Source organism: Mycobacterium sp. 852002-10029_SCH5224772 (assembly GCF_001667315.1).
GTDB lineage: Bacteria > Actinomycetota > Actinomycetes > Mycobacteriales > Mycobacteriaceae > Mycobacterium.
This window is the reverse complement of record NZ_LZHT01000034.1, coordinates 1-13,445: the sequence shown is the minus strand read 5'-3', so window position 1 is coordinate 13,445 and position 13,445 is coordinate 1. Positions and strand designations below refer to the sequence as shown.

At 66.7% G+C, this 13,445-nt stretch carries 12 protein-coding genes; 8 read left to right on the top strand and 4 right to left on the bottom strand.

Annotation, left to right across the window (positions count from 1 at the left end):
• Nucleotides 1-2: 2 nt before the first annotated feature.
• A complete protein-coding gene (locus tag A5775_RS07660; RefSeq protein WP_067250146.1) occupies nucleotides 3-1,028 on the bottom strand; it encodes a nitronate monooxygenase family protein in 1,026 nt (341 codons plus the stop codon).
• Nucleotides 1,029-1,102: 74 nt separating this feature from the next.
• Between A5775_RS07660 and A5775_RS07655 the strand changes: the two genes are divergently transcribed.
• Entirely contained in the window at nucleotides 1,103-2,704 is a 1,602-nt protein-coding gene (locus tag A5775_RS07655) for an arylsulfatase (RefSeq protein WP_067250142.1), read from the top strand.
• Between the two features lie 72 nt (nucleotides 2,705-2,776).
• Here the strand turns inward: A5775_RS07655 and A5775_RS07650 are convergent, their stop codons facing one another.
• Nucleotides 2,777-3,442: a class I SAM-dependent methyltransferase gene (locus tag A5775_RS07650; RefSeq protein WP_067250139.1), complete on the bottom strand. Its 666-nt coding sequence runs from the start codon at nucleotides 3,440-3,442 to the stop codon at nucleotides 2,777-2,779.
• A 227-nt stretch (nucleotides 3,443-3,669) separates the two neighbouring features.
• On the bottom strand, nucleotides 3,670-4,275 hold the full coding sequence (locus A5775_RS07640) for a preprotein translocase subunit SecD (protein ID WP_067250132.1): 606 nt from the start codon (nucleotides 4,273-4,275) through the stop codon (nucleotides 3,670-3,672).
• 197 nt (nucleotides 4,276-4,472) lie between these two features.
• On the opposite strand from A5775_RS07640, the gene A5775_RS07635 reads away from it, so the two are divergent.
• The 7 genes from A5775_RS07635 to A5775_RS07605 all read left to right on the top strand — a co-directional run bounded on the left by A5775_RS07635 (nucleotide 4,473) and on the right by A5775_RS07605 (nucleotide 12,861).
• Nucleotides 4,473-5,156 (top strand): TetR/AcrR family transcriptional regulator, encoded by a 684-nt coding sequence (locus tag A5775_RS07635; protein WP_067250129.1) that lies wholly within the window; start codon nucleotides 4,473-4,475, stop codon nucleotides 5,154-5,156.
• 250 nt (nucleotides 5,157-5,406) lie between these two features.
• Nucleotides 5,407-6,612: a cytochrome P450 gene (locus A5775_RS07630; protein WP_067250126.1), complete on the top strand. Its 1,206-nt coding sequence runs from the start codon at nucleotides 5,407-5,409 to the stop codon at nucleotides 6,610-6,612.
• An 8-nt stretch (nucleotides 6,613-6,620) separates the two neighbouring features.
• Nucleotides 6,621-7,457 carry a mycofactocin-coupled SDR family oxidoreductase gene (locus tag A5775_RS07625; protein ID WP_082952917.1) on the top strand — a complete coding sequence of 279 codons (837 nt, stop codon included), beginning with the start codon at nucleotides 6,621-6,623 and terminating at the stop codon, nucleotides 7,455-7,457.
• Nucleotides 7,458-7,490: 33 nt separating this feature from the next.
• Entirely contained in the window at nucleotides 7,491-8,459 is a 969-nt protein-coding gene (locus A5775_RS07620; RefSeq protein WP_067250119.1) for an enoyl-CoA hydratase/isomerase family protein, read from the top strand.
• Between the two features lie 19 nt (nucleotides 8,460-8,478).
• The gene (locus A5775_RS07615; RefSeq protein ID WP_067250115.1) at nucleotides 8,479-10,824 is read left to right on the top strand and encodes a CaiB/BaiF CoA-transferase family protein; all 2,346 of its coding nucleotides are present in this window, start codon (nucleotides 8,479-8,481) and stop codon (nucleotides 10,822-10,824) included.
• Nucleotides 10,824-11,582, top strand: a complete 759-nt coding sequence (locus A5775_RS07610) for an SDR family NAD(P)-dependent oxidoreductase (protein ID WP_067250112.1) — start codon at nucleotides 10,824-10,826, stop codon at nucleotides 11,580-11,582. The genes A5775_RS07615 and A5775_RS07610 overlap by 1 nt, the downstream gene beginning before the upstream one ends.
• 19 nt (nucleotides 11,583-11,601) lie before the next feature.
• The gene (locus tag A5775_RS07605) at nucleotides 11,602-12,861 is read left to right on the top strand and encodes a hypothetical protein (protein WP_082952916.1); all 1,260 of its coding nucleotides are present in this window, start codon (nucleotides 11,602-11,604) and stop codon (nucleotides 12,859-12,861) included.
• A gap of 2 nt (nucleotides 12,862-12,863) precedes the next feature.
• Here A5775_RS07605 and A5775_RS07600 read toward each other — a convergent pair.
• Nucleotides 12,864-13,445 (bottom strand): HNH endonuclease signature motif containing protein (locus A5775_RS07600; protein WP_156660608.1); only part of this gene is annotated, 582 nt, incomplete at its 5' end.

Below are 13,445 nucleotides of genomic sequence, written 5' to 3'. Positions count from 1 at the left end.
TGTCACAGGTCGGATGCCAGTCGACGCAGAATGTCGGTCGCGGGCTCGGCGGTGGCGTGCCGATATCCGGTGCCCGCCCACAGGTGTACGTAGTCCGGCTTTCCCGCCGCCGCTGCCGCCTTGCGTAACGGGCTGGTCAGGTAGTGGATGGCGGGATACCCCGTTGGTGCCTCGGCTTCGTGGGCGTCGATGAACGCGTTGCGCAGGCCGCGGGCCGGGCGGCCGGTGAAGGCCCGGGTCAGCACCGTCTCGGTGTACGCGGGATCGGCCAGGGCGGCCTGATGAGTGGCCGACGCGCCGCTTTCGGTGGCGCGCAGCAGCACGGTGCCGACGGCGGCCGCGGCCGCGCCCGCCCGGATCACCTCGGCCACCGCGGCCGTCGTGGCGAGCCCGCCGGTGGCCAGCACCGGCAGGGGAACCGTCGCGACGACCTGCTTGACGAGGTCGACGATTCCGACCGGCGTCAACGGCCGCAACGGTGACAGGGTGCCGGAGTGCCCGCCAGCGGCCGCCGCCTGCACGGCGAGCATGTCGACCCCGGCGTCGTGTGCCTGCGCCGCCTCCTCGGCCGTCGTGACCGTCTGGACCACCACGCTCTTGGCTCGTTGCAGCGCCGCGATCACGTCGCGCGGCGGAATCCCGAACGTGAACGACACCATCGGAACCGGATCGTCGAGCAGCAGTTCGATCTTCTCGTCGAATCTGTCGTTGTCCTCTATGGGCTCGGACGGCAGCGTCAGGCCGAACCGGTCGGCGTCGGCCTGAATGATCGCGGCGTAGGCCCGGTAGCGCTGCGGGTCGACCGGCACCGGGTTCGGTGCGAACACATTGATGCCGAATGGGATCCCTTCGGCGCGAACGGTTTTGATCTCGGCCTCGATGGCCTCCACGGTCTTGTAGCCGGCGGCCAGCATGCCCAGAGCGCCCGCGCGGGCGGCGGCCGACACCATGGCCGGTGTGGTCGGGCCGCCCGACATGGGCGCCGCAACCAGCGGAATGGACATCCCGAACTGCGCCAACATCTCCATGCCCTGACAATATCGGCGCTCGGCCGGTGCGGCAGCATTCCACCGTGCCGAGGGACCTGGCAGGATGCTTGAGCGTGAAGCGCCCCAACTTCCTCGTGATCGTTGCAGACGACCTCGGGTTTTCCGACATCGGCGCGTTCGGCGGCGAGATCGAGACGCCCAACCTCGATCGGCTGGCCTACGCCGGGATCCGGCTCACCGATTTCCATTCGGCGCCGGCCTGCTCACCGACCCGGGCGATGCTGTTGACCGGTACCGACCACCACATCGCCGGCATCGGCACGATGCTCGAGGTCGCGTCCCCGGGATTCCGCGGCGCGCCCGGCTACGAGGGCTATCTGAACGATCGGGTCGTCGCGTTGCCCGAACTCCTGCGCGACGCCGGATATTTGACGCTCATGTCGGGCAAATGGCATCTGGGGGCCACGATCGAGACGTCACCGTGGGCGCGCGGCTTCGAGCGCTCGTTCGCGCTGCTGCCCGCCGGTGCCAGCCACTACGGGGGCGCGGGGGCGCGCGGGTTCTCGCCCGTGCCAACGCTTTACACCGAAGATGACCGATTCGTCACCGTCGGCGACGACTTCTACTCGTCGGACTCCTACACCGACACCTTGCTGCGGTACCTGGAAGAACGCGCGCCCGGCGACGACCGCCCGTTCTTCGCCTATCTGCCGTTCCAGGCGCCCCACTGGCCGTTACAGGCCCCCGACGAATCCGTGGCAAAGTACCGCGGCCGCTACGACGACGGACCCGACGCGCTGCGTGCGGAGCGACTGGCGGCGCTCAAGCGGCTCGGCCTGTGCCCGCCCGACGTCAACGCGCACCCGGTGGTGGCCGACGGGGCACCGGAGTGGGCCGACATGACCGACGAGCAGCGCGCGCACTCGGCCCGCAGCATGGAGGTCTACGCCGGGATGGTGGACCGGATGGACCACAACGTCGGCCGGGTGATCGACTACCTGTCGGCCAGCGGCGAACTCGACGACACCGTCGTCATCTTTCTGTCCGACAACGGCGCCGAGGGCGCGATCGTGGAGGCGATGCCGCTGCGCGGCCCGGAAATCGCCGCGCAGATCGAAAAGCATTGCGACAACAGCCTCGACAACCTCGGCCGGCCCACGTCCTTCATCTGGTACGGCCCGCGCTGGGCACAAGCCGCCACCGCGCCGTCGCGCCTGCACAAGGCCTTCACCACCCAGGGCGGGATCCGCGTGACGGGTTTCGTCAGCTGGCCGGGCTTCGCGAGGCAACAGCAGATCGGCACCGCGTTCAGCACCGTCATGGACATCGCCCCCACCCTGCTGGAGCTGGCCGGCGCCGCGCACCCGGGCACGTCCTACCGCGGACGGGAGGTGGCCGCGATGCGCGGCCGCTCGCTGGTGGAGTATCTGACCGGCGCCGCGGAGACCGTGCACGACGCGGACACCGGCACTGGCTGGGAGCTGTTCGGCCGCCGCGCCATCCGGCAGGGCGACTGGAAGGCGCTGCACCTGCCGGCACCGTACGGTCCGGGCGAGTGGCAGCTCTACGATTTGGCTTCCGACCCGGGTGAAATCGACGACCTGGCCGCGTCGCATCCCGACAAGCTGGCCGAGCTGGTGGCGCTGTGGGATCGCTACGTGGAGGAGACCGGCGTGCTCCTCGAACCCGTTTCCGTGTTCGACACCGAACTCTAGCCACCCGTGGGAGTCACCCTGCTGGAAAATCGCCGCGACCGCGCCAGGACTGCCGCCGCCACCGCTTCTCGATCACGTGCTGGGTCGAAGCGCCTCAAATAGCTCGACCGAACCACTGTGCCGTGCGACCAAGACTTCGAGTCCCGCATCCCTGAGCCAGCGCTGCACGTCACCGGCCCGGGGCGTGTTCCCAAAAAAGCCGGCCGCCTGCAACGCCGTCACAAAACGATCCTGGCGCCAGCCGCGACCACGTACACACGTGCTCCCGCGAAGAATCCCACCCGGCTTGAGCACTCGGGCAAGCTCGACTACCGCGGCGTGCGGGTCAGGAAGGCAATGCAGACCGTTGAATGTCAAAGCTAGGTCAAAGGTGTTGTCTGGGAAGGGCAAATCCGTGATATCTGCCTCGGTGAACTCCATCAAGTCGGCCACACCGAACTGGGTTGCGCGGCTGCGTGCCCGCCTCAGCATGTCCGACGAAATGTCGGCGGCCACATAGCGGCAATCCTGCCTGGGGCGCAAGCCGCGAAAGGCAAAACCTCCACCGCACGGGATGTCAAGGATGTTGGCGCCGGCGGGAGCATCACCGACACGTTGAACCAAGTCCAGGAGGTCGTGTAACGCCAATCCCCACAGCGCTTTTGCACCCACCGCAGCGACGCCGTCATGCATTACAGCCGTGTTATACAGCGCGGATGCCACCCGAGCGGCGCGCCAGCGCTCCGTTACCTGCCCCATACCCTGACTCTAAACCGCACGACGCTCCGGCGGCAGGGGTCATCCATAAGGGTGCAACAGGTAGCGCCGCCACGGAGACCGGTGCGGCCGGGCCGAAGCTGGAGAGAAGGCGAGCTGCTGAAATGTGACGACATCCGAGTCCGCGACCAGATCCACGAATTCGATTGAAGGAAGGCCGAATACGCTGAGCATACCGATCGCGAGGCGGTCGGGACGCCCCGTCAGCGTCATGCGGGGTGACCCGCCAGTTGGGCCAATTGCGCGGCCCGCTCGGCTGTTTGGGTGGTCAGCACGATCCGTCCCGAGGTGACCTGTTGCTCGATGATCGGCGCTTCCAGCACCAGGTTGTCCCGGGTAAAGGCCACATGGTCTTTCATGTGCGCGGCGGTGAACGTCGCCCACGCATCCGCCGACGGCGAGTCGAGCACCAGGGTCACCTCGTAAAAGTCTGCCGTCAGGGCCTTGGGTGGCTCCACGTGTATCAGCCCGAGCTGCAGGGTTTCGGGACCCAGTGTGTACACGTTGGCCCGGCCGAGGTCACAGGTGTCGAGGACGTCGGTCGGGGCCACCGGGACGTTCGGACCCATCTCCGGGCACGTGGTGGCGGGCGTCGTGGGATGCGACTTTGTCACGGGCCGGACGGGCAGCGGCGCAATCTTGATGATCGGCGGCGGCGCGGCCGGCGCGGCGGAAGTGCTGGGCGCCTTGGTGGTCGGCGGGCTGGACGGCGCGGGCTTGTGCGCCGCATGGCAGCCACACATCAGCGCGGCAAGCAGACCGATGGACCCAAGCCAGGCAACGGCATTGCTTACGCGGACTCGACGGGGACTCATCGAAACACACTCTACTCACGTATCCGTTGAGTCCTCGGAACTCTTGCACCGCAGTTTCTTTGGTGCCGTGCCGGGGCGATCCCCGGGTGTCCGTCGCGCCGGATGGCCGGTCCGCGTGCGGTGCGCCGACGCGCTCGAAGGACGCCATCCTTTACTGACACTACGAATATAGAGTAGTGTCTCGAACCTGAACAGCAATGGATAAACGACGAAAGCCTAATCCCGCCGAGCGCCGCCGCGATCTATGCGATGCGGCGATTCGATTGTTGGCCGATGACGGGGCCAAGGGGCTGAGCCATTTGAAGGTGGATCGCAAGGCGGGCGTCCCGGACGGCACGACATCGTTCTATTTCCGCACTCGGTCGGCGCTGCTGCGGGCCGTCGCGGAGCGGTCGGCCGAGCTCGACCTCGCCGAACTGCAGGCGATCGCGGACAGCTCCGATGCCGGCGGTGAGGCGCCCGCGCCCTCACGGTTGTCGCAGGTCGTCATCCAAGCCGGCAGCGACCCGCAGCTGTACCGCACCAGGGCTCGATACGAGCTGACCATGCAGGCCACGCGCGACCCCGCGCTGGCCGCGATCCTGCAGCAGGCCACCGACGAGTTCACCAAGTTGCACCGGGAAATCCTCGTGCAGCTCATGCCGCACGGTGCGGACCTGGACCCGGCGGTCGTCGAGGACCTGAGCAACGTCACGCTGACGTTCATCAACGGGCTGCTGCAGCGGTTCGCCCACGGCGACCGAATCGTCGACAGCGCCGAACAGCTCGACGGGGTCTTGTCGGCGATCGCGGCCGGGATATTGAAGAGCTCGGGCAAGGGGCGGCTCACCCAGGCGGGCGGCCTGCGGGTGCTGCGCCCGGGGGCGGCCGGGTCCCGATGAGAGCCCCGTCCGGATGCGGCCCGCGCGCCTCTGGCCCTTGCCAGAGCACCCCCGGTATGGTTCTCTACAAGAATAGAGTGAGCTCACGTTCATGCGTCGTTTTCAGCCGAACTCGCGCACGTGTCAGAGCGACGCAATTAAGCGGAGTGTGTAAATTGCCCCGGACCGAATCCAGCGCTGCAACGCTGGCAGCGCGAGCCCTGGTGCCGGTGATGCGGGTAGCTAAAACTGCAGCGGTAGGAGGGGTTTCGTGACGACGAGCACCGACAGCCATGTTCGTTTCGATCCATACGATGTCGGGCTGATCGCCGATCCGTATCCGATGTTCGCGCGGTTGCGCGACGAGGCGCCGTTGTACTACAACGCCGAATTCGACTTCTATGCGGTGAGTCGCTACGCCGACGTCAGCAAGGCGCTCGTGGACCACGAGACGTACAGCTCCGCGCGCGGCGCGATCCTGGAGCTGATCAAAGCCAACCTCGAAATCCCGTCGGGCATGTTGATCTTCGAAGACCCGCCTATTCACGACGTGCACCGCAAACTGCTGTCGCGGATGTTCACCCCGCGCAGGATCGCCGCGCTCGAGCCGATGATCCGCGACTTCTGCGCTCAACTCCTGGATCCGCTGGTGGGGTCAGGCCACTTCGACTTCGTCACCGACCTGGGCGCGCAGATGCCGATGAAGGTCATCAGCATGTTGCTCGGCATCCCCGAAGACGACCAGGAGTACATCCGCGACCGCGGCAACGCCCAGCTGCGCACCGAGGCCGGCAAGCCCATGGACGCGGCCCAGCACGGCCTGTCCGTCGGCGAGCAGTTCGAGGCCTACATCGACTGGCGCGCGGAGCACCCGTCCGACGACATCATGACCGAACTTCTCAACGTCGAGTTCGTCGACGAAACCGGCACAACCCGGCGGCTGTCCCGCGAGGAGATTCTCGTCTACCTCAACGTCGTCGCCGGGGCGGGCAACGAGACGACGACACGGCTGATCGGTTGGTCCGGAAAGGTTCTCGCCGAGCACCCCGACCAGCGCCGCGACCTCGTCGAGAACCCCGCGCTCGTCCCGCAGGCCATCGAGGAGCTGTTGCGCTACGAGCCCCCGGCCCCGCACGTGTCCCGGTATGTGACCCGCGATGTCACCGTGCACGACCAAACGGTGCCCGAAGGCAGCGTGATGATGATGCTCATCGGATCGGCGTGCCGCGACGAGGCCCAGTTCGGGCCCGACGCAGGCGAATTCAACATCCATCGCACGGTCCGCCCGCACCTCACCTTCAGCATGGGCACGCACTTCTGCCTGGGCTCGGCGCTGGCGCGCCTGGAGGGCCGCGTCGCGCTGGAGGAGATCCTCAAGCGATTCCCCGAGTGGGAGGTCGACCTGAGCAGCGCCACCCTCAGCCCGACCTCCACGGTGCGGGGCTGGGAATGCATGCCGGCGCTGGTGTCACGATGACAAGTCGGGTGAATGGGCGGGTAGCAGGGAAGGTAGCTTTCATCAGCGGCGCCGCGCGCGGGCAGGGCCGCAGCCACGCGGTGCGCCTGGCGCAAGAGGGCGCCGACATCATCGCGATCGACGTCTGCGGGCCGATCGAGAACCTGGCGTATCCGCACTCAACGCCGGAAGACCTCGACGAGACCGTCGATCTGGTCAAGGGCGTCGGCCGTCGCATCGTGACCGCGCAGGTCGACGTCCGCGACTACGACGCGCTGAAGGCCGCAGTGGACAGCGGGGTGGAACAACTCGGCCGCCTCGACATCATCGTCGCCAACGCGGGCATCGGCACCTTCGGTAACAAGCTGCACAAGATCCGCGAGAACATCTGGCAGGACATGATCGACGTGAACCTCTCCGGCGTGTGGCACACGGTGAAAGCCGGTGTGCCACATATCATCGCCGGTGCCCGCGGTGGCTCCATCGTGCTGACCGGCTCTGTCGGATCACACAAGGCCATGGCCCACACCGGCCACTACATCGCGGCTAAACACGGCGTTTTGGGCTTGATGCGAGCATTCGCCGTCGAGCTGGGCGAGCACCATATTCGGGTCAACTCGGTACACCCCAGCCAGGTCAACACGCCGATGACCATCAACGAGGTGACGTTCCGACTGTTTCGTCCGGACCTGGAAAACCCCGGGCCGGAGGATTTCGCGCCGTTCTCACAGATGACGCATACCATGCCGGTGCCCTGGGTGGAAGCGGTCGACATCAGCAACGCCGTCCTGTTCCTCGCCTCTGACGAATCTCGTTATGTCACCGGCGTTTCACTGCCCGTCGACGCGGGCGCTCTGCTCAAGTAGGCGCTAATCAAATTCGACCGAAGGAAGAAGACTATGCCTGAATACGACTACGAAGAAATGAAGAAAGAAGCCGAGCAGTACATCAAGTTCGAGAAGGACAAGAAGAACCGGATCGCTTACATCACCTTCGACCGTCCCGACGCGCAGAACTCCACCACGCTGGGGATGCGGCAGAACTATGCCGATCTGATCCACAAGTGCAACGTGGACGACGACGTCAAGGTCGTCGTGATCCGTGGTGAGGGTGAGGACTTCGGTAGCGGCGGGGACCTGCCCGAACAGCGCGGGATGCTGGAGAACCCGGGCATGCCACTGTTGCACGAGCTCGCGATAAACGACGACGACGTCAAGTACCCGCCCGGCGGCTCCTACCGCTATCTGTCCACGGTCACCGACTTCTACGCCAAGGCCAAGGCGGGAAACCGGCCGCTGCAAGAACTTCGGAAGATCAGCATCATCGAGGCCAAGGGCTACTGCTACGGCTGGCACTTCTACCAGGCGGGCGACGCCGACCTGGTGATCTCCTCCGACGACGCTCTGTTCGGCCACCCGGCATTCCGCTACGTGGGCTGGGGACCCCGCCTGTGGTGGTGGGCCGAGACGATGGGCCTGCGCAAGTTCTCCGAAATGCTGTTCACCGGACGGCCGTTCAGCGCCAAGGAGATGTACGAGTGCGGGTTCGTCAACAGCGTGGTGCCCCGCGACAAGCTGGAAGACGAGACCTTGAAGTACGCGCTGGCGTGCTCGAAGGCCCGCCCGACCGACACCGTCGCCGTGCAGAAGACGTTCCTCGAGCTCTACAAGCAGCACAAGGGTGAGTACTTCGGCAGTTTGCTGACCGGCATGGTCGAGGGCATGCTGCCGATGATCGCCAACGACGCGCAGGAGGTCGACCTGACCGCGGGCACCTTCGAGAAGGGCCTCAACAACGTGGTCAAGGACAACGACATGAACTTCCCACCGGAGTGGCGCCTGAGTCGCTCCGGCCGCGCGAAGCCCTGACCGCATTGCGAGGGCGCGCATGTCGGCGCTGACGGCCTTCAGGGTCGTTGAGCTGGCGGGGTCGGTCGCGGGCGAGTACTGCGGAAAGCTGCTGGCCGACTTCGGCGCCGAGGTGATCAAGATCGAGGCGGCGGGGCGCGGTAGCCCGACCCGGGCCATGGCGCCCCGTCTTGCCGACGGCTGCGAGGGCAGTGCGTTGTTCGCCTACCTCAATACGAACAAGCGGTCCGTCGTTCTCGACGCCGCCTCGGATTGCGATGTCCTGGACAAGCTCATCGCCGGCGCCGACGCGGTCATCGATGACGGCGCCACCGATGGGGCGCAGCGGCACCCCGGCGTGGTGTTCTGTTCGATCACGCCGTTCGGCCGTGACGCCCCGGCCGAGTACGCGAATGCGAAGAGCATCAACGTGTTCCACGCCAGCGGCTGGGGATATCACACACCCAGCCATCCGGACCCCGGCAAGCCGCCGCTGCAGGGGCCCGGCCGATTCCTGGCCGACTACGAGGCGGGGCTGGAGGCGGCGCTGTGCATCGCGGCGGCGTTGTTCGGGCGTCTGCACACCGGCCATGGCGAAGATATCGACGTCTCGCAGCAGGCGGTCCTGGTCTCGCGCGCCGATTGCATTCTGGGGCGTTTAGTCACCGGCGAAGTCCCCGCCGTCGGCACCCGCGACGACTACGACCAGCAGGGACCGGCGTCGTTTTTCGCCTGCGCCGACGGCTTCGTCTATCTGTATGTGACCAGCCGCGCCCACTGGCTCGGCGTCAAGGAGCTCATGGGTCGCCCGGGTTGGCTCGACGAGTTCGAAGACGACTGGCTGGAATTCTCCGTCACCCCGGACAAGGTCGCCGCGTTCCAGCGGGGGTTCGCGGCGTGGGTCCGCGAGCTGTCCAAGGAGACGGCGGCCGACGAGGCTCAGCGCCTGGGCGTGCCGCTGGTGCCGGTCAACGACGCCGCAGACCTGCACCGCTCGCCCCAGTACCGCCACCGCGGCTTCTTTTCCGACGTCAGCCATCCCGTGTTGGGTGACGCGGCGTATCCCACGGTGCCCTACCTGCTCAGCGCGTCCCCGGCCGAAATCAACTCCGCGGCACCTGCTCTCGGTCAACACAGCGCGTCGGTCCTGGGCGGTCTCGGCACTCCCCACGCGCCACCGACGGTGCGCTCGGCGCAGCTGAAGCCGCCCAAGGCACCGCGCGGCGGCCCTCTGGAGGGGGTTCGCGTCGTCGAGCTCACCAAGGTGTGGGCCGGCCCGTACGCCGGTAAACTGCTGGCGCTGTTGGGCGCCGAGGTGATCAAGGTCGAAACCGCGGCGCTGCCCGAGGAGATGCGCGCCTACGGCGGCACCGACATCAATCACGCACCGTTCTTCCTGAGCATCAACCCCGAGATCTTGAGCGTGGACATCGATATCAAGTCGGCTGAGGGCATGGCGCAACTGCGTGAGCTGATCGCCCGCAGCGATATCGTCATCAACAACCTGCGCCCGGGCGCGATGGAGCGCCAAGGCCTCGGGTACGAGCGGCTCACCGAAATCAAATCCGACATCATCTCGGTGTCGATCAAGATGTGGGGTAACGACGGGCCGCTGGGCCATCAAACCGGCTACGCACCCTGTTTCGCCGCACTGGCCGGCCTGGCGCCGCTGGTCGGCTACCCCGGCGGGCCCCCGCTCGGAACCAGCATGCGTTACGGGGATTCCACGGTCGGCGCCGCCGCCGCATTCGCCGCCGTGGCGGCGCTGCTGCACCGCGAGCTCAGCGGCGCGGGGCAATTCGTCGACGTGTCGGCCGTCGAAACCCTCTCCTCGATGATCGGGGACTGCCTGCTCGAACACAGTCTCACCGGGCGGCGCCTCGGGCCCGCTGGCAACCACCATCCCGACATGTGCCCACATGGTTGCTATCCGTGCTCGGATGGCTCCTGGGTCAGCGTGGCCGTCGCGAGCGACGCCGAATGGCGGCGGCTGTGCGGCGTGCTCGGCGCCACGTCACTAGCCGACGATCCCCGGTATGCCGCATCCGACGGGCGACATCGGCATATCGACGCGCTCGACACCGACCTCGCCGGACTGACCCGCGATCTCGATGCCGAGGAACTCGCTCACCGGCTGCGGGCGGCGGGGGTGCCGGCGACCAAGAGCGCCACCGCGATCGATGTGATTGGTGATCAACGACTCTGGGACCGCGAGCTGTATCGTTTCGTTTCGGATCATCGCGAAGGCCAGCGACCGGTGTTGGGACCGTCGTGGCGAATGGCGCGCGGGTCCGCCCGGATCGAGAAGGGGGCTCCCGACTTGGGAGAGGACACCGATTACGTCCTCCACGAAATACCGGCTGCACCACCGACGTTGGGCGAGTAATGATTCTGACACAGACCGCGGCACTGGTGACGGGCGCCAGCAGTGGCATCGGAGCGGCGACAGCGAAAGCACTTGCCGCCCAAGGCGCGGCAGTCGCTGTGTTGGCACGCCGGGCCGAGCGACTGACCGAGCTGAAAACCGAGATCGAATCCGCCGGCGGCACAGCACTCGTCGTCACCGCCGACGTCACCGACGCCGAGCAGGTGGCGGCCGCCGTGCGGCGCACCGTCGCGGAGTTCGGACGCCTCGACACTCTGGTGAACAACGCCGGCCTGATGCAGTCGGCGCCCGCGACCGAAGCGCCGCTGCAGGACTGGGACAACATGTTGGCCGTCAACGTGCAGGGCGTCCTCTACGCGACCCGTGCGGCCCTGCCGCACCTGATCGATGCCGCCGCCGACTCGCCACGGGGTGTTGCGGACCTGGTCACCATCAGCTCCACCGCCGGGTGGGTGGCCCGGCCGAACACGGCCGTCTATTCGCTCACCAAGTTCGGGGTGAACGCGTTCAGCGAAGGCATCCGGCAAGAGGTGCTGGGCAGGCGGGTGCGGGTCGGCGTGGTCGGCCCCGGAACGGTCGATACCGAAATCTTCAGCCACCTGTCCGAATCATCGCGGGAAGCCTTCGAAAAACAGACATCCGGCATGGTCATGCTGCGGCCCGAGGATATCGCCGAGGCGGTCCTGTTCATGGTCACCCGCGACCGAAGGGTTGCAGTCAACCACATGCTGGTGCGCGCCGCCGAGCAGACCTGGTAGCGGTGTGACGTCGCATTGGGTGGTCGGCGACCAGCATGGATTGCCGATCCCGGCCGATCCCGCGACCCTGCTCAACGGTGGAGCCTCGTTCCTCACGAGGGCTTTTCGGGCCTCGGGCATGCTCGGCGACAACAGCGTCGCTCGCATCAGCGATTACCGCGAGATCAGCGGTGGCAGCACCGGACGCAAAGTGGCGCTGTCGGTCGAATACGACCGTCCCGCAGCCGATCTGCACACCGACCTGTTCGTGAAGTTCTCCCGAGATCTCGACAATCCGGTGCGCGACCGGGGCAAGACACAGATGGAACCCGAGGTCCGCTTCGCCGCGCTGTCGCTGGCCCCGGAATTCCCCATCGCCGTACCGTGTCCGCAGTTCGGCGACTACCACCGCCCCACCGGCACAGGCCTGTTGATCACCGAGCGAATCAGCTTCGGCAGCAACGGGATCGAGCGCCAGTACCACAAGTGCCTCGACTACGAAATGCCAGCACCCCTCGAGCACTACCGCGCGTTGCTGACCGCGCTCGCGCGCCTCGCCGGCACGCACCGCTCCGGCCGGCTGCCCACAAAACTGACGGCTCACTTTCCGTTGGATGTGCAGGCGGCGACGGTCGGGGAGCGGGCGCCACTGTCCGAGGAGAAGCTGCACCGGCGGGTGAGCGAGCTCGCCGAATTCGCGCAGACCCATCCCGGGCTGCTGCCGGCGAATGTCTGCTCAGCGGAATTCCTGGCCCGCCTGCGTGACGACGTGCCCCGCGTGGCCCTGCACGAGCTGGCGATCGCAGGCCAACTGGCCGACGACTCCGACTATGTCGCGCTGTGCCACTGGAACGCCAACATCGACAACGCGTGGTTCTGGCGCGACACCGGCGGCACCTTGCACTGCGGCCTGATGGACTGGGGATGTGTCGGCCAGATGAACCTGGGCATGGCCCTGTGGGGAGCCTTGTCCGGCGCGGAAACCGACATGTGGGACGCACATCTCGACGAGCTACTGCGCCTGTTCGTCACGGAATACGAGCGCTGCGGCGGTGCGCTTCTCGACCCGGCCCGGTTGCGCCGGCACATGCTGCTGTATGCGGCCGCGATGGGGGTCGTCTGGCTGCTGGACGTGCCGGCATTGATCCGCAAGCGATTCGCTACCGTGCCGCGCACCCGCAAGGATCCGCGCATCAGAGACGACGAAAGCGTGCGCGCGCCGCTGCAGATGCTGTCGAACCTGCTAAGCGCGTGGGAACGCCATCGCGTGGGGGAGCTACTGGAAGACGTGCTGCCTTAGCCTCAAACGGGGTCGTCGTCTTCGTCGTAATTCAGGATTCGTTCGGGGTGGTGGTAGGCGTTGGTGCGGGGTTGGCCCTGGTCGAGGTGGGGTGGTGGGAGCCATTCGGTGTCGCCTCGGGCGTTTCTGCGGGTGGTCCAACCCTTTTCGACTAGTCGGTTGTCGGGGCCGCAGGCCAAGGTGAGGTTTTCGATGTCGGTGCGGTGGGTGCTGGTCCAGCCAGTGACGTGGTGGACCTGGCTATGGTAAGCCGGTGCGTCGCAGCCCGGTTTCGTACACCCGCGGTCTTTGGCGTACAACATGATTCGTTGCGCGGGTGAGGCCAGCCGTTTGGTGTGGTGTAACGCCAGGGCCTTGCCGTGGTCGAAGATCGCCAGGTAGTGATGGGCGTGGCTGGCCATGCGGATCAGATCCGACATCGGCACCAACGACCCGCCACCGGTGACGCCTTTGCCCGCGCCGGCTTCCAGATCCTGCAGGGTGGTGGTGACCACGACCGACACCGGGAGGCCGTTGTGGCAGCCCAACTCGCCGGAGGCCAGCAGGGCGCGCAGCCCGGCCAGCAGGGCGTCGTGGTTGCGTTG

Coding starts and splice junctions, on each gene's coding strand:
- A5775_RS07660 (WP_067250146.1), bottom strand. CDS start 1,028: ATGGAGATGTTGGCGCAGTTCGGGATGTCCATTCCGCTGGTTGCGGCG.
- A5775_RS07650 (WP_067250139.1), bottom strand. CDS start 3,442: ATGGGGCAGGTAACGGAGCGCTGGCGCGCCGCTCGGGTGGCATCCGCG.
- A5775_RS07640 (WP_067250132.1), bottom strand. CDS start 4,275: ATGAGTCCCCGTCGAGTCCGCGTAAGCAATGCCGTTGCCTGGCTTGGG.
- A5775_RS07635 (WP_067250129.1), top strand. CDS start 4,473: ATGGATAAACGACGAAAGCCTAATCCCGCCGAGCGCCGCCGCGATCTA.
- A5775_RS07620 (WP_067250119.1), top strand. CDS start 7,491: ATGCCTGAATACGACTACGAAGAAATGAAGAAAGAAGCCGAGCAGTAC.
- A5775_RS07615 (WP_067250115.1), top strand. CDS start 8,479: ATGTCGGCGCTGACGGCCTTCAGGGTCGTTGAGCTGGCGGGGTCGGTC.
- A5775_RS07610 (WP_067250112.1), top strand. CDS start 10,824: ATGATTCTGACACAGACCGCGGCACTGGTGACGGGCGCCAGCAGTGGC.